General features: G+C 64.3%; 15 protein-coding genes. 8 read left to right on the top strand and 7 right to left on the bottom strand.

The window, feature by feature from the left end; all coding sequences use genetic code 11:
* Positions 1-34 precede the first annotated feature (34 nt).
* Entirely contained in the window at positions 35-640 is a 606-nt protein-coding gene (rplI, locus tag AC0L3P_RS17785) for a 50S ribosomal protein L9 (RefSeq protein ID WP_275167218.1), read from the top strand.
* A gap of 38 nt (positions 641-678) precedes the next feature.
* On the opposite strand, the gene AC0L3P_RS17780 is transcribed toward rplI, so the two are convergent.
* From AC0L3P_RS17780 to AC0L3P_RS17770, 3 genes are all read right to left on the bottom strand, one after another.
* Positions 679-1146 carry a PaaI family thioesterase gene (locus AC0L3P_RS17780; RefSeq protein ID WP_354055151.1) on the bottom strand — a complete coding sequence of 156 codons (468 nt, stop codon included), beginning with the start codon at positions 1144-1146 and terminating at the stop codon, positions 679-681.
* Positions 1147-1157: 11 nt separating this feature from the next.
* Entirely contained in the window at positions 1158-1754 is a 597-nt protein-coding gene (locus AC0L3P_RS17775) for a TetR/AcrR family transcriptional regulator (RefSeq protein ID WP_275167220.1), read from the bottom strand.
* Positions 1755-1858: 104 nt separating this feature from the next.
* Complete coding sequence (locus tag AC0L3P_RS17770; RefSeq protein WP_473303396.1) at positions 1859-2845, bottom strand: hypothetical protein; 987 nt, start codon at positions 2843-2845, stop codon at positions 1859-1861.
* A gap of 280 nt (positions 2846-3125) precedes the next feature.
* Between AC0L3P_RS17770 and AC0L3P_RS17765 the strand changes: the two genes are divergently transcribed.
* The 3 genes from AC0L3P_RS17765 to alr all read left to right on the top strand — a co-directional run bounded on the left by AC0L3P_RS17765 (position 3126) and on the right by alr (position 7974).
* Positions 3126-4376: a class I SAM-dependent methyltransferase gene (locus tag AC0L3P_RS17765; RefSeq protein WP_473303392.1), complete on the top strand. Its 1251-nt coding sequence runs from the start codon at positions 3126-3128 to the stop codon at positions 4374-4376.
* A gap of 757 nt (positions 4377-5133) precedes the next feature.
* Positions 5134-6642, top strand: coding sequence for a replicative DNA helicase (locus AC0L3P_RS17760; protein ID WP_007592031.1), 1509 nt, complete (start codon positions 5134-5136; stop codon positions 6640-6642).
* 51 nt (positions 6643-6693) lie between these two features.
* Complete coding sequence (alr, locus tag AC0L3P_RS17755; RefSeq protein ID WP_473303491.1) at positions 6694-7974, top strand: alanine racemase; 1281 nt, start codon at positions 6694-6696, stop codon at positions 7972-7974.
* A gap of 11 nt (positions 7975-7985) precedes the next feature.
* Here alr and AC0L3P_RS17750 read toward each other — a convergent pair whose 3' ends face one another.
* Positions 7986-8204 (bottom strand): hypothetical protein, encoded by a 219-nt coding sequence (locus AC0L3P_RS17750; RefSeq protein WP_473303390.1) that lies wholly within the window; start codon positions 8202-8204, stop codon positions 7986-7988.
* A gap of 40 nt (positions 8205-8244) precedes the next feature.
* On the opposite strand from AC0L3P_RS17750, the gene AC0L3P_RS17745 reads away from it, so the two are divergent.
* Complete coding sequence (locus AC0L3P_RS17745; RefSeq protein WP_473303387.1) at positions 8245-9015, top strand: exodeoxyribonuclease III; 771 nt, start codon at positions 8245-8247, stop codon at positions 9013-9015.
* Between the two features lies 1 nt (position 9016).
* On the opposite strand, the gene AC0L3P_RS17740 is transcribed toward AC0L3P_RS17745, so the two are convergent.
* The 3 genes from AC0L3P_RS17740 to AC0L3P_RS17730 form a co-directional block, all read right to left on the bottom strand.
* Positions 9017-9832 (bottom strand): hypothetical protein, encoded by an 816-nt coding sequence (locus AC0L3P_RS17740; protein ID WP_473303385.1) that lies wholly within the window; start codon positions 9830-9832, stop codon positions 9017-9019.
* Between the two features lie 98 nt (positions 9833-9930).
* Positions 9931-10299 carry a GFA family protein gene (locus AC0L3P_RS17735; protein ID WP_106943263.1) on the bottom strand — a complete coding sequence of 123 codons (369 nt, stop codon included), beginning with the start codon at positions 10297-10299 and terminating at the stop codon, positions 9931-9933.
* A 320-nt stretch (positions 10300-10619) separates the two neighbouring features.
* Entirely contained in the window at positions 10620-11480 is an 861-nt protein-coding gene (locus tag AC0L3P_RS17730) for a L,D-transpeptidase (protein WP_473303380.1), read from the bottom strand.
* 195 nt (positions 11481-11675) lie between these two features.
* Between AC0L3P_RS17730 and AC0L3P_RS17725 the strand changes: the two genes are divergently transcribed.
* The 3 genes from AC0L3P_RS17725 to AC0L3P_RS17715 all read left to right on the top strand — a co-directional run bounded on the left by AC0L3P_RS17725 (position 11676) and on the right by AC0L3P_RS17715 (position 14742).
* Complete coding sequence (locus AC0L3P_RS17725; protein ID WP_473303378.1) at positions 11676-12401, top strand: sulfite exporter TauE/SafE family protein; 726 nt, start codon at positions 11676-11678, stop codon at positions 12399-12401.
* 100 nt (positions 12402-12501) lie between these two features.
* Positions 12502-13947 (top strand): DNA repair protein RadA, encoded by a 1446-nt coding sequence (gene radA, locus AC0L3P_RS17720; RefSeq protein ID WP_027517500.1) that lies wholly within the window; start codon positions 12502-12504, stop codon positions 13945-13947.
* 165 nt (positions 13948-14112) lie between these two features.
* Positions 14113-14742: a CvpA family protein gene (locus AC0L3P_RS17715; protein ID WP_007592055.1), complete on the top strand. Its 630-nt coding sequence runs from the start codon at positions 14113-14115 to the stop codon at positions 14740-14742.
* Positions 14743-14759: the final 17 nt, after the last annotated feature.

Here is a 14759-nt window from a genome sequence, read left to right as displayed (position 1 = left end):
TCCAACTCACCCAAAACATCAAAGGAGAACGAATATGGAAGTCATTTTGCTGGAGCGCGTCAACAAGCTCGGTCACATGGGCGAAGTCGTGAAGGTTCGCGACGGCTATGCCCGCAATTTCCTGCTCAAGCGCGGCAAGGCGCTGCGCGCCACCGCCGACAACCGTGCCAAGTACGACGGCATGAAGGCCGAGCTCGAGGCTCGCAACCTTGAGTCCAAGGGCGAGGCATCCAAGGTCGCCGAGAAGATCCAGGGCAAGAACATCATCGTGATCCGTCAGGCTTCGGAAGCCGGCCAACTGTTCGGCTCGGTCAACGTGCGCGACATCGTCGTGGCGTTCGAAGCCGACGGTGTTTCGCTGTCCCGCCCGCAGGTTCAGCTCGACGCGCCGATCAAGACCATCGGCAAGCACACCATCACGGTCGCCATCCACCCCGAGGTCGAGGTCGAGATCAGTGTCACCGTGGCGCGCAGCCAGGACGAGGCAGAGCGCATCAACCGCGGCGAGGACATCTCGACCCGCAACGAAGACCGGGATGCCGCGGCCGAAGCGATCGCAGCCGCCGGCGAGTTCTTCGACCCGGAAGCCCAGCAGGACGACGCCGAACCGGCGCCGGCTGCGGAAGAGACCGAGAAGTAAGCCTCGCGTTCGCGCAAGGCTTGCGAAGCCCGGCCGCCTCAGGCGGCCGGGCTTTTCGTTTTGGCGGCAACGTCCTCGCTCAGCATCGCGATCGAAGCGAGCGCCGTTGCCGTATGCTTCTCGACGCCGTCGCTGACGCAGAAAACGTCGGCTGCGACCACGGAGACCTGACGCCCCGGCTTGATCACCCTCGCCCGGCAGATCAGCTTCTCGCCGGCCGCGGGCGACAACAGATTGAGCTTGTATTCCGCCGTCAGCGCCGGCTGGCCGCGCGAAGTCGCGGCTGCGATCGTCGTGGCGTTGTCGATCAGGAACGCGGTGACGCCGCCATGGAAGAAGCCGTGCTGTTGCAACAGCTCCGGCCGGCGTTGCACCGCGATCGTGCAGGTGCCGCGCGACAATTCGGACAGCTCGGCGCCGACCAGATTCATAAAGCCCTGCCGGCCGACATTGGCGTGGATGCGCTCGGCGATTGGTCCGAATTCGGGATCTGCTTCGGGTCGCATGAGGCCTCTCCTTATTGCTTGTTGATACGATCGAGCGGCCGTAGCGCGCGGCTGGCGCAGGCGATCAACGTGTCGGTCTCGGCGCGCGGATCGGCGCGGTCGCGTCCCGAAAGGAAAGCGCGGCAAAAAATCTGCGCCGGACCGATGAGCTGGCTGACGAACATGACCGGCGTCATCGGCAAGAGCTCTCCGCGTCTGACCAGCGGCGCGCGCCAGCACTCGATGCCTTCGGCAAGGCGCGCATTCTGCGCGCGCTGGGCATCGCGAACGTTCTCGCCCCATTCGCCGCGTGAGATCTCGAAGAGATAGCGCGCCTCGCGCCGGCTGGTGACGACCCAGTCCAGATGCGCCCGGATCAAGCGATCGATGCCCTGCTCGGCATCGGGAAGAGGATCGAGTGCTGCCAGCATCGCGGCGTGATAGTGCCGCAGCACCTCCAGGAACAGCGCACCCGCCAGCTCCTTCTTCGAGCCGAAGACGTGGAAGAAGCTGCCGTTGGAAGCGCGCGCCCGGGCGCGGATCGCAGCCACCGTGGCAGCTTCGAAGCCGACGCGATCGAAGACGAAAAGCCCCGCCGCCAACAAATCCTCGCGCACACCAGCCGCCATGAACGCTCCTAGAGAGCTACTCTAGAGCAACACTCTAGATACGGTCAAGACGACGAAGGGCCGCGCCAGAGCGCGGCCTTCGCATGTCTAAAAAACGTGGTCGTTTATCGCGAAATCGGCGGCGTTGGCGGACCCGACGATTCGGCTGGCGCCGGTGGCGCCGCAGCGGTCGCGGGCGGCGCCGGCTCCTGCGACTTCGCTGGCGGTTCGGACCTCGCGGCGGGCTTGGGAGCAGCCTCTTCCGCCGCCTTGGGCGCAGCCGGCTCGGCGGGCTTCGCGGCGGACGGTGCCGCCGGCGTCACCTGCGGCACCGGATCGGGCCGCAACGCCGGAGCCTCGCTGCCGCGCGGCTCAACCTTGGCGCTTTCCGGCTTGGCCTCGGCGGGCTTCTCGGACGGCTTGCTGCCCTCAGATTTGCTGCTTTCGGATTTGGCCTCGCCGGTGTCCCCCTTTGCAGTCTCGGGCTTGGGCTCGACCTTCGGCTCGCTCTTCTTGTCGTCGGCCGCCGGCGCCGCGGCATCGACCTTCGGCGCTTCATCACTCCCCGGCTTGCCGCGCTTGCCGAGACGCTTGGCCTTGCGTCCTTCGGGTGCAGCCTGGCCCTCGAGCTTCACGCCTTCCTTCGTTCCTTCTTCGGCCGGTCGCGCGGCGCGCTTCTGACGCGCGCCCTCGGCGGCGGGCGCGGCAGCCTCGCCTTCCGGCTTGGCGGATTCCTGAGAACGTTGCCGACGGCCCTGATGGGGCTGCGCGGGATTGGTATTGGCTTCCTTGGGCCCGTCTTTCTTGTCCTTGCCGTCTTTGGCCTGGTAGCGGGTGTCGGTGGCTCCATTGGAGACAAGGTAGGAGGCGAGCACGCCGGCCATGTCGGAGCTGGTCGTGTAATGCTGACGCAGGAAGCCCGGCAGCGAGCCCGGCGCCACCGTCTTCAACAGGCCGCGCGGGCTCTTGTGACATGCATTGCAGGTCTGCGCGAAAAGCTGGGATGGGGCCTTGCCGGCCTCGAGGTTCGTCGCCTGCGCGAGAACGGTCTCGGTCGAGCCGAAGCCGATCAGAAGCAAGATCATCGCGAGGCTGAGCGCTCGGCTCGACATTCCCATCATCTCCATTGAATTCCGAGAGGTGCAGCCGGCAGGCGGCGCCACGGCGGGTCACCTTTTATCCGATTGAGCCGCGAATGGAAGCAGGCTCCGCGCGCAAGGATGTGATTAAGCGATTTTGGAATATCCGCTGTGAGCACAGCGCAATAGCAGGCCCCGGACACCTTACTAGATTTGGATGCAAACGCATAGGAACCGCTGAGATGCCCGGGCGTAGGGTGTGAAGGCCGGGTTAGTCGCATCTCTTCGGGTTCGCTCGAGAGGATGGATGCCGATGGACCGATTGTTGCGTCAATTCCTGTCTCAGTTCATCCGCCGCGGGTCGATGACGGTGACCACGGCGAACGGCTCGAAGTTCACCGTCGGCGACGGCTCGGGCGAACCGGTTGCAGTCCGCTTCGTCACCGCGGACGCAGAGCGGAAGATCCTCGTCAATCCCGAACTCGGGCTTGGCGAGGCCTACATGGACGGCGAGTTCGTCGTCGAGCACGGCACCATAGCTGATGCCCTCGCGATCCTGCTCGATCAACCCGACCTATTGCCGCACTGGGCAAAACCCTGGTGGCACCTGCGCTATCTGGTGCGGCACCTGAAGCAGTTCAATCCGCGCCCGCGCTCCCGCAGCAACGTCGCACATCACTACGACCTCGATGCAAGGCTCTATTCGCTCTTCCTCGACGCCGACAAGCAATATAGCTGCGCCTATTTCGAGACGCCGGAGAGCACGCTCGACGATGCGCAGCTCGCTAAGAAACGGCACGTCGCCGCAAAGCTGCTCGTCAAAGGCGGCCAGCGCGTCCTCGACATCGGCTCGGGCTGGGGCGGACTTGGGCTCTATCTCGCCGAGATCGCAGGTGCTGACGTCACCGGCATCACGTTGTCGACCGAGCAGTTGCAGATCGCCAATGCGCGCGCAGCCGAAAAGGGCCTGACCAGATCGGCCAAATTCCTGCTTCAGGACTATCGCGACATCGCCGGCCCGTTCGATCGCATCGTCTCGGTCGGCATGTTGGAGCATGTCGGCGCTCGCTTCTACGAGACCTACTTCCAGCGCTGCGCCGAGCTGTTGGACAAGGACGGCGTCATGCTGCTGCACTCGATCGGCCGTTCGCAGGGCCCGGACTCCACCAATCCATGGATCGCCAAATACATCTTTCCCGGCGGCTACATCCCTGCTCTCTCGGAGGTGCTGCCAGCCATCGAGCGCGCGGGCCTGCTGGTCTGCGACATCGAGATTCTTCGCCTGCATTACGCCGAAACGCTGAAGGCATGGCGCGAGCGCTTCATCGCGCGGCGCGAAGAAGCCGTGCAGCTGTATGACCAGCGCTTCGCGCTGATGTGGGAATTTTATCTGGCTGCCAGCGAGATGACGTTCCGCAAGCAGGATATGATGAACTTCCAGATTCAACTCACGCGGCGTCAGGGCGTCGTGCCGATGACACGCAATTACATCGCGCGTGAAGAAGCCCGGCTGCGGGCCATCGAAGCCGGCGCCAAGCCGAGGCTAAAGCTGGCTGGTGAATAAATCCTAGTGGCGCAGGGTCGAAATCGGAGCGGACCGGAAAGACGCCGTTAAGGCCAATTGCATCCGCAGCGCCTTCAGGATTTCGGGGGCGACCGGCTCCCGACGCACTTCCGGCCGCTCAGCGTGCTCCATGGCCGCGATCAGCCCCGACAGCCAAAGTCGGCTGCCTGCTTCGCTTCGCCAATTCCGGGGCTGCCGTTCTGGCCGCATCGCTTGCCTCATTCCCTGATGGCAGACGGGGGACAACCCCCCGCCCGCTTGCCTGTTCCCGGCTCTACTCCCGAAAGAATCCGGGGAGATGTGATCTGCTTCACATAAGTCTCGTCGGCCCTGGCTTAGACCGTCGCCATGAGCAACGAGACCAAAACCTCATTCGACGTGCAGGACGACCTCCGCACCGATTACGCCCTGATCGCTACGGGCGTCGGGGCGGCCCTGGTTGCGCTGGTCTACCTCCTGCTGGTCTGAACCGAGCCGAAAGCGCCCAGCGTGCGTCATTTCGCGCGCGTCTCGATATGTCGGCCCGTCAACCTATCAGGTTCACTTCATCCGACGTTTTCCGCGGCGCGGTAGCCGCCGCTTCCAAGCTGCGACCTGGTTCCACGAAAGTCCGTCAAGCGCGGCGCATGCTGCGGCGGCCAATCATCCACCATTTTAATGATCGGTTGATAGCGGCGAGCTTTTGCTTCCGCTTTGGGCTGAGGCGGCGCTTTATCCCGGCCCCGCATCCGCCCCAGAAAATTGCTATCGCTCGACCATGGCCCTAACTGATTCGAACGTTCTCAAACTCGCGCCCGAAGCCGGAACTCCCGCCTATCGAAGCGCGCCGCATAATATTGAAGCGGAACAGAGCCTTCTGGGCGCAATCCTGGTCAACAACGACGCGTTTTACCGCGTCTCCGACTTCCTGGAGCCGAAGCATTATTTCGAGCCGCTGCACCAGACCATCTTCGAGACCGCCAGCAGCCTGATCCGGATGGGCAAGATCGCGACGCCCGTCACGCTGAAGACCTTCCTGCCCGCCGACACCGATATCGGCGGCATGACCATCGGGCAATATCTGGCACGCCTCGCCGCCGAAGCGACCACCATCATCAATGCGCAGGATTATGGGCGCACCATTTACGATCTGGCATTGCGACGCGACCTGATCGGCATCGGCGAGGACATGGTCAATGTCGCCTATGACGCCCCGGTCGACTTCGCGCCGCGGGCGCAGATCGAGGACGCCGAGCGCCGCCTCTACGAACTCGCCGAATCCGGCCGCTATGACGGAGGCTTCCAGAAATTCTCGCAAGCGCTGACGCTTGCGGTCGATCTGGCCGCGAAAGCGTTTCAGCGCGACGGAAAGCTGTCGGGCATCTCGACGGGCCTGCGCGACCTCGACACCAAGATGGGCGGGTTGCAGCACTCCGACCTCATCATCGTCGCCGGCCGTCCCGGCATGGGCAAGACGTCGCTTGCAACCAACATCGCCTACAACGTGGCCCGGGCCTATGTCGGAGAACTCCAGGCCGACGGCACCATGAAGGCCGCCCATGGCGGCGTCATCGGCTTCTTCTCCTGCGAAATGTCGGCCGACCAGCTCGCCACGCGTATCGTCGCCGAGCGCACCGGCATTCCCTCCTCGTCGATCCGCCGCGGCGGCATCTCGGAGGCCGATTTCGAGAAGATCCGCGAGGTCTCGATCGAGCTCCAGTCGCTGCCCTTCTATGTCGACGAGACCGGCGGTCTCTCGATTGCGCAGCTCATGGCGCGCGCGCGCCGGCTGAAGCGGCAGAAGGGCCTCGACCTCATCGTCATCGACTACATCCAGCTCTTGTCAGGTTCGGGCAAGCGCAGCGAAAACCGCGTGCAGGAAATCACCGAGATCACGACCAGTCTGAAAGCGCTCGCCAAGGAGCTCAGCGTGCCCGTGATTGCGCTCTCGCAGCTCTCGCGCCAGGTCGAGTCGCGCGACGACAAGCGGCCGCAGCTCTCGGACTTGCGCGAATCGGGCTCGATCGAACAGGACGCCGACGTCGTGCTGTTCGTCTATCGCGAGGAATATTACCTCGGAAACAAGGAGCCGCGCCCGGGCACGCCCGAGCACGAAAAATGGCGTCTGGACATGGATCTTGCGCATGGCAAGGCCGAAGTCATCATCGGCAAGCAGCGCCACGGCCCGACCGGCACCGTCGATGTGGCCTTCGAAGCGTCGATCACACGGTTCGGCGACCTCGCGCCGGACAGCCAGGTGCCGGACCGCAGCGGCAACGACTACTGAGGTCCCTGGGTTGAACCCGACCGGCCTCTTGCGTAAAACGGCGCCATGACAATGGCGTCCGACCCGAAAATGATCCCGCAATCCGGCCTTCTCTCCGCGGAGGCCAATCAGGCTGCCGCGCTCGCGACCTTCGGCGGCGTGCTCACCGTCGATCTCGACGCCATCATCGCCAATTGGCGCAAGCTCGAGAAGACGGCGGTGCCGGCCGAATGCTCGGCGGTGATCAAGGCAGACGCCTATGGCTGCGGCGCCGAGCAGGTCGCGCGTGCCCTGAACAAGGCCGGCTGCAAGACCTTCTTCGTCGCCACCATCGAGGAAGCGCGCAAGGTGCGCGCGGCGGTGCCGGAGCCTACGATCTACGTGCTCGGCGGCTATTTCCAGAACACCGGCGAGCACTACGCCCAGATCAACTGCCGCCCCGTGATCGGCGATCTTAACGAACTCGCCGAATGGGACGTGTTCTGCCGCCGCACCGGCTGGACCGGTGGCGCCGCCATCCACATCGACACCGGTATGAACCGGCTCGGCCTGACGCTTGCGGAAGCGCAGGCCATCATCCCCCGCATCAACGCCGGCGATCACGGCATCACGCTGGTGATGAGCCATCTGGTTTCGGCCGAGCAGCTCAACAACCCGGTGAACGCCAAGCAACTCGCGGCCTTCCGAGGCATCGCCAGCGAATTCTCCGGCGTGCCGGCGGCACTCGCCAATTCGTCCGGCGTCTTCCTCGGCGCGCCCTTCCAGTTCGACATGGTGCGGCCGGGCGCCGCGCTCTACGGCGTGAACCCAACGCCGGAGGCCGACAATCCGATGCAGCCGGTGGCCGATCTCAAGGCCCGCATCGTGCAGATCCGCAACGTCGAGCGCGGCGAGAGCGTCGGCTATGGCGGCACCTGGACCGCACGGCGGCCGACGAAACTCGCGATCATCGCGGTCGGTTATGCCGACGGCTATTTTCGCGCCGCAAGCTCCAATGACGGCACCCGCGGCGCCGAGGTCATCGTCGCCGGCAAGCGCTGTCCGGTCGCCGGCCGCGTCTCGATGGATCTGATCGCGATCGACATCACCGATCTGCCGCCCAACGCGGCGCGGCGCGGCCACATGGTGACGCTGCTTGGCGAGGGCATCACCGTCGACGAGCTCGCGCATCATTTCGGAACGATCGGCTACGAGGTGCTGACCAGCCTCGGCCGCCGCTACGCCCGCATCTACAAGGGGGGGAATGTTGTGGAGCCGCTGGCCAAGCCGACTCCCGCGCAGGCGGTCGAGCAGCAGACGCCCGCGCCGCCGCCGATCGAACAGCCCGCAAGCCCGCCGCCGCTGCCGGGCTGAGCGCTCGCCGCCTACTTCTTTTTCCTGCTGTCCAGCGCCGTCTTGCAGGTCGCGCTGAGCTGATCGCGCTTGCTGTTGAGGCAAGCGACGATGCCGCCGCCCGGCGCAAGGCCGGCGCAGAATTTGTCATAGTCCGCCTTGCACGCGCCGCGCGGATCGGATGATTGTGCCGAAGCGACCCCGGAGAACGCAACGGCGACGGCAATAACGGCAAAGCTCAACTTGGACATTGTTTCTCCGGTAACGGAAGGCAGAAGCCGGTAGCTCTACATGAAGATCGCGACGTTCAACATCAACAACATCAATCGCCGCCTGCCCAATCTGTTGGCATGGATGCGAACGGCGAAGCCAGATGTCGTCGCACTTCAGGAGTTGAAGGCAAGTGATGGCGAATTTCCGGCAGCCGCGATCGAAAAGGCCGGTTACGGCGCAGTGTGGTGTGGACAGAAGACCTGGAACGGCGTCGCCATCCTGGCCCGCAATGCCGAGCCCATTCTCACCCGCGATCGCTTGCCCGGAAAGCCCGGCGATCACGAAGCCCGCTACATCGAGGCCGCAGTACGCGGTGTCATCGTCACCAGCATCTACCTGCCGAACGGCAATCCGCAGCCGGGACCAAAATTCGACTACAAGCTCGACTGGTTCGCGCGCCTCAAGCGCCATGCCAGGACGTTGATCAAGCAGGACCTGCCCGTGGTGCTCGCCGGCGACTACAACGTTGCGCCTGATGAGATCGACATCTATCCGACGCGCTCGTGGGACAAGGATGCCTTGATCCAGCCGAAGAGCCGTGCGGCCTTTGCCTCGCTGGTGGCACAAGGCTGGTGCGACGCGATCCGCGAACTGCATCCAGAAAAGCCCATCTACACCTTTTGGGATTACAAGCGAAACCGCTGGCCGCGCGATGCGGGCCTGCGGCTCGATCATCTCCTGCTCAGCCCTGCCCTCGCCTCACGACTGGCAAAAGCCGGCGTGGACAAGAAGGTTCGCGGCGAGGAAGGCGCGAGCGATCACGCACCGGCATGGGTCGTGCTGCGCTAGGTCAACGCCCGTAATACTCTTGCACCGTGTCCCACGCTGCTTTCTGCAGCAGCTCCACCGTCGGCGCATCGAGTCCTATCGTGTAGGAATTGCCGACCGGTGAGCGGCCCGTCAGGGCAGCGAACGTCACGCAGGTCGACAGATACGTGCCCGCGGGGCTCGGGTGCCGCTTGTCCGGCGCATACAGATTGAGCTCGGGCTGCAGCTTGCGCACGCGCGCGAAAGCAAGGCCCGCGGGGATCACCAGCGCATCGTTGGTATTGCCTGCGATCGTGTAGGCCTCGGCCAACGCTTCCGTCATCTCAGGCTTGTCGGCGTAAGCCCAGGACATAAACAGGACCGGCCGCATGCCATGGGCGCGGACGATCTCGCTGTCCTTCTTCACGAAGGTCGCGAACGTGTCCTTCAATTGCGGATGGATCGGGCACTGGCTGCAATCCATCATGACGACGGCGTCGTACTGCCTGCCCGGCTTGTTGAAGACGACGTTGTTCTGCTCGTCGAACGAATAGGCGCCGAGGCCGCCTGCCCGCAGCAGGTTCTCCATGTCGTGCCAATCGAGGCCGGAGCCGCCGATCGTCGCCATGGTGTTGCGATAGGCCGCCTTGTTTTCGGGATACGCAGCCCGCTCCATGAAGGTGAGATGCCCGGGCATGCCGTTGTTGTAGTAGAAAAAGCTGTTGCCGACGAACAGCGTGGCTTTGGGGAAATCCGGCCCTGATGTGGTGACCTTGGGCCTGGTCTGCGCCTGCGCATTGAAGCCGACTACAACGGCCAGACACATCGCGAGCATCACTCGCGCGAAAAGACGCATCATCGGCTTCCTCCCCTTTTCTGTCGGGCGGAAACAAATCAGCTTTTCAAGAGTGCCTCAAGAGCACGGACGAGCAGCAGACATGCGTGAGAAGCCCATGCTCACCACAGATTCTTGCCGTCGATCATGGTCACCGGCACGGCCTCGAGATCGAACTCGTCGAACAGGCGCGCGTTGACGCCGACCCTGGGATTGTCGAAATCGGGCTTGCCGGTCGACCAGTCCGGCGACTCCGAATAGGTGCCGCAGCCGCAGCTTGCGCAGAAATGGTGTTTGACCGTGCGGCTGCCCCAGAGATAGGTCGCGACGTTCTCCGCGGGCGACAGCAGCCGAAACTGCGCCGGCGTGTAATAGGCCCACAACGCGCCGCGCTTGGCGCAGAGCGAGCAGGTGCAACGGGTCACGCTCGAGGGCGCCTCCGTCACTTCGAACACCGTCTCACCGCAATGACAGCTTGCCTCGATCGGCATGACCCACTCTCCGTTTTGTCAGGAGATGGTCGTAGCCGGCCCCTGCTGCCAACATGCTGTCAGCAGCGCGCGGCCGGCCTTGTCCCAAGTGCTGCGAGCATCGACTTGGCGCGCCAACTCAACAAAAACCTCAAAAACAACCCCATGCACAGTAGCCGACCGCTGGCGAATCAATGGGTTACGCATATTCCGAAACGCAGGTTTTCACCGGTCGAGACACTTCGCCCGACACGCAAACGGTGCGATGGGCCAGGAGCTGACCTCGTGGCGCCTTGCATTGGCGCCTTGTCCTCAGTTGCAGGATGGCGACGGAGGACGCGTTACCGGGCCTCGGCGATCTTCGGCCCAGATGACGGCATCTGCGCGTGAGTTGCCGAGAACCGGTTCGACGGCGATGCCGGGTCCGGTAATCGGAAAGCGGCGTCGGCCGGCGCTCCCTGGGGTGGTCGGCGGACAACGGTCGTCGGAAGCACGATCACCTTCGCGCCGACTTTCACGCGATCATAGAGGTCAACGACGTCGTCATTGGTCAGTCGGATACAGCCGGACGAGACCCGCTTCCCGATCGTATCGGGCTTGTTGGTGCCGTGAATTCGATATTCGGTTTCGCCCAGATACATCGCCCGAGCGCCAAGCGGGTTGCCGGGACCTCCGGCCATGAACCGCGGCAGATAGGGCTGACGCGAGACCATCTCCGCAGGCGGATGCCAATCCGGCCATTCTGCTTTACGCGCCACAGTCTGCTCACCGGACCATGTGAAACCTTCGCGGCCAACGCCGATGCCATAGCGGAGTGCCTGCGCGTCGTTCAGAACGAGATAGAGGAATGTGTTCTTGGTATCGATGATCACGGTGCCCGGAGTCTGGCGGCTGGCGTAGTCAACCACCTGCCGAACGAATGCTCCGGGAACGTCGGCCGCTTTGGGCGGTTCGACCAGAGGCGCCGGGGCCGGAAGCGGAGCCGGGGCTGACGGTGATGCATGAACTGGCGTTGAGACGTAAACCGGAGTTGACGACGCTTGGGCTTCGTGCGCGGACGGCTTTCGTGTCGGTTGCACATTCGCCGGCCCGGACAGCAAACCGTACCCCAAGGCGGCGACGGCCACGGCGCCAATTGCAACTCTTGCGGCCATCGGGATTGCGAACGTCTCCGCCTTTCCGCGTTTGGCCTGCTTACCCATACTCTTTCCCCCGGGTCACCATGCCCACGAGAGGTACCCAGTAAAATTTAAGAAACTTCGAAGCGATTTCGCTCAGGCTGGAACCATCAGCGATGGTTAACGCCGGGCTCTCGTTCGCAAGATAGGGTTCCCTCGCCTCGCGGATCGCCCGCGCCGCTGGCCGCGGCTAAACTCTCCCGATTCGTGGAGACCGTTTTGGCTTTCCTCTTCGTCCTCATCGTCGGCCTCGTCGCAGGCACCATTTCCGGCATCGTCGGCACGGGCTCGTCGATCATGCTGATGCCGGTGCTGGTCTATGCTTACGGGCCCAAAGAGGCGGTGCCGATCATGGCGGTGGCCGCTGTCATGGCCAACTTCTCACGAATCCTGGCCTGGTGGCGCGAGGTCGACTGGCGGGCCTGCGCGGCCTATTCGGTGACAGGCATTCCGGCCGCCGTGCTCGGCGCGCGGACGCTGCTGGCCCTGCCCTCGCACGCCGTCGATCTTGCCATCGGCGTCTTCCTGATCGCGATGGTGCCGGTGCGCCACTGGCTGGCGCGGCACGATCTCAAGGCCAATCTCTGGCATCTGGCGATCGGGGGGGCCGTCATCGGTTACCTCACCGGCATCGTCGTCTCCACAGGCCCGCTCAGCGTCCCGCTATTCCTGTTCTACGGCTTGTCCCGGGGCGCCTTCCTCGCGACCGAAGCGGCTTCTTCGCTCGGGCTCTATGCCGCGAAATCCGTGACCTTCGAACGGTTCGGGGCGCTGACCGGCGACGTGTTCGTCAAAGGCCTGATCGCCGGATCTTCGTTGATGGCGGGCGCCTTTATCGCCAAACGCTTCGTGCTGCGCCTGAAGCCGGAGATGTTCCGCGTGGTGATGGACGCGATCATGATCGCGGCCGGCCTCTCCGTGCTGTGGAATGCGGCGCAGCCGTAGCCGGGCTTCAGGGTGCGCCCGGCTCACTCTCTCGACCCGCCATTCCGTGCTATCAGCAAACCTGAAACTCCCGACTCGCTGTCCCGGACTCGCTGTCCCCATGGCCAAGAACACACTTTCCTTCGTCTGCCAGAACTGCGGCGCGGCCTATAACCGCTGGCAGGGCAAGTGCGAGTCCTGCGGCGAGTGGAATACGCTCGCGGAGGAGGACACGACCGGCAGCGTGCCGGTGTCGATCCGCTCCAAGCGCAAGGGGCGGACCTTCGCGCTGGAGAGCTTGTCCGGAAAAACCCAGGACGCCCCGCGCCTGTCCTCGGGCATGACGGAGCTCGATCGCGTCACCGGCGGCGGCTTCGTGCGCGGCTCGGTGCTGCTGGTCGGCGGCGATCCCGGCATCGGCAAGTCGACGCTGCTGACGCAGGCCACCAGCCTGCTCGCGCGCGCCGGGCACCGCGTCGTCTACATCTCCGGCGAAGAGGCGGTCGCGCAGGTGCGGTTGCGCGCCGAACGGCTCGGGCTGTCGGACGCGCCGGTGCAGCTCGCCGCCGAAACGTCTGTCGAGGACATCGTCTCGACGCTGTCCGAGGGCGCGGTGCCCCGGCTGATCGTGATCGACTCGATCCAGACGATGTGGACCGACACGGTCGAATCGGCACCCGGCACGGTGACGCAGGTGCGCGCCTCGGCGCAGGCTCTGATTCGTTTTGCCAAAAGGACCGGCGCGGCCATCATCCTGGTCGGCCATGTCACCAAGGACGGCCAGATCGCCGGCCCTCGCGTGGTCGAGCACATGGTCGACGCCGTGCTGTCGTTCGAGGGCGAAGGCTCGCAGCAATTCCGCATCCTGCGCGCCGTGAAGAATCGTTTCGGGCCGACCGACGAGATCGGCGTGTTCGAGATGACCGGGCTTGGCTTGCGCGAAGTCACCAACCCCTCTGAGCTGTTTTTGTCCGAGCGCGATCTCGGCACGCCCGGCACCGCAGTCTTCGCGGGCATCGAGGGCACGAGGCCCGTTCTGGTCGAATTGCAGGCGCTGGTGGCGCCCACTTCGCTCGGCACCCCGCGCCGGGCCGTGGTCGGCTGGGATCCGAGCCGGCTGTCGATGGTGCTGGCGGTGCTGGAAGCCCATTGCGGGGTCAAGCTGTCCGGCCATGACGTCTATCTGAACGTCGCAGGCGGCCTGCGCATCCACGAGCCCGCGGCTGATCTGGCCGCCGCGGCGGCGCTGGTGTCCTCGCTGGTTAATGCGCAGTTACCCACCGATGCGGTCTATTTCGGCGAGATCTCGCTGTCCGGCGTGGTGCGCCCGGTGGCGCAGACCCCGGCCCGGCTGAAAGAAGCGGCAAAACTCGGCTTTCAGCGTGCCGTGCTGCCCGAATCGGCCCGGGGCGAAGCCGGCGGTGATGCCGGCCTCTCGCTCAACGCGATCAACAGCCTAACGACATTGGTCGCCGAGATCGCCGCACGCGGCTCCCGGCGGGGAGACTCGAGTGCGCCGGCGGAGAAAAATGCCACACCGGCAAGATTCCGCCGTGGAGAGGGTTAGCCGGTGGTGACGTCTCCCGCCCCCGCCGCTATACACCCGTCACAAAAGCAGCATGGGATTGCGTGGTTGCGGCCTTGCCGGGAACGTCGTCTGGCCTTCACTTAGGGCGGCGGCCAAGCACCGATTCGCTGAGCACCTTGAAGTACGAGCGGACCAGACCAGCCGATGCCAGTAACCATCCTCGACCTGATCCTGCTCGGTGTGATGCTGATTTCGGGCCTGCTCGCCATGGTTCGCGGCTTCATGCGCGAAATCCTGTCGATCGCGGCCTGGGGCACGGCGGCAATCGTCACCCTTTATTCATTCTCGAAGCTGCTGCCGACCGCAAAGACCTATTTCAACAACGATACCGTCGCGAGCGTGGTCGTGGTCGCCGGCGTGTTCGTGGGCACTTTGGTCGTGGTCTCCGTGATCACGGTCCGGATCTCCGACATGATCCTGGATTCGCGCATCGGCGCGCTGGACCGCACCCTCGGCTTTCTGTTCGGGCTCGCGCGCGGGCTTTTGATCGTCGTGGTCGCGTTCCTGTTCTTCACCTGGCTGGTGCCGGACAAGCAGCGCCCGGACTGGGTCACGGGGGCCAAATCCCGCGTGGTGCTGCAGGGAACCGGCGATTGGCTGATGGCCCTCTTGCCTGACGACCCCGAGAACACCATCTTGAAGAGATTCAAGAAAAACAAACCAGATGAAGAGCAAACTGATTCCGAGCAGCAGCCTTCGGGCAGTGGCGACGGATACAGCAAACCGGCTCGTGACAGCCTTAAAAAGCTGATCGAGAAACCCGCGGCGCGTTGATAAGCCCTAACGAGAGG

It is taken from the genome of Bradyrhizobium sp. WSM4874 (assembly GCF_055811835.1).
Note: the sequence above shows the minus strand (reverse complement) of the source record. Positions and strands in the feature narration are given on the sequence as shown.

Excerpts from the sequence above, each read along its gene's own strand:
- rplI (WP_275167218.1), top strand. The coding sequence starts at position 35 with ATGGAAGTCATTTTGCTGGAGCGCGTCAACAAGCTCGGTCACATGGGC.
- AC0L3P_RS17780 (WP_354055151.1), bottom strand. The coding sequence starts at position 1,146 with ATGCGACCCGAAGCAGATCCCGAATTCGGACCAATCGCCGAGCGCATC.
- AC0L3P_RS17775 (WP_275167220.1), bottom strand. The coding sequence starts at position 1,754 with ATGGCGGCTGGTGTGCGCGAGGATTTGTTGGCGGCGGGGCTTTTCGTC.
- AC0L3P_RS17770 (WP_473303396.1), bottom strand. The coding sequence starts at position 2,845 with ATGTCGAGCCGAGCGCTCAGCCTCGCGATGATCTTGCTTCTGATCGGC.
- AC0L3P_RS17765 (WP_473303392.1), top strand. The coding sequence starts at position 3,126 with ATGGACCGATTGTTGCGTCAATTCCTGTCTCAGTTCATCCGCCGCGGG.
- AC0L3P_RS17760 (WP_007592031.1), top strand. The coding sequence starts at position 5,134 with ATGGCCCTAACTGATTCGAACGTTCTCAAACTCGCGCCCGAAGCCGGA.
- alr (WP_473303491.1), top strand. The coding sequence starts at position 6,694 with ATGGCGTCCGACCCGAAAATGATCCCGCAATCCGGCCTTCTCTCCGCG.
- AC0L3P_RS17750 (WP_473303390.1), bottom strand. The coding sequence starts at position 8,204 with ATGTCCAAGTTGAGCTTTGCCGTTATTGCCGTCGCCGTTGCGTTCTCC.
- AC0L3P_RS17745 (WP_473303387.1), top strand. The coding sequence starts at position 8,245 with ATGAAGATCGCGACGTTCAACATCAACAACATCAATCGCCGCCTGCCC.
- AC0L3P_RS17740 (WP_473303385.1), bottom strand. The coding sequence starts at position 9,832 with ATGATGCGTCTTTTCGCGCGAGTGATGCTCGCGATGTGTCTGGCCGTT.
- AC0L3P_RS17735 (WP_106943263.1), bottom strand. The coding sequence starts at position 10,299 with ATGCCGATCGAGGCAAGCTGTCATTGCGGTGAGACGGTGTTCGAAGTG.
- AC0L3P_RS17730 (WP_473303380.1), bottom strand. The coding sequence starts at position 11,480 with ATGGGTAAGCAGGCCAAACGCGGAAAGGCGGAGACGTTCGCAATCCCG.
- radA (WP_027517500.1), top strand. The coding sequence starts at position 12,502 with ATGGCCAAGAACACACTTTCCTTCGTCTGCCAGAACTGCGGCGCGGCC.
- AC0L3P_RS17715 (WP_007592055.1), top strand. The coding sequence starts at position 14,113 with ATGCCAGTAACCATCCTCGACCTGATCCTGCTCGGTGTGATGCTGATT.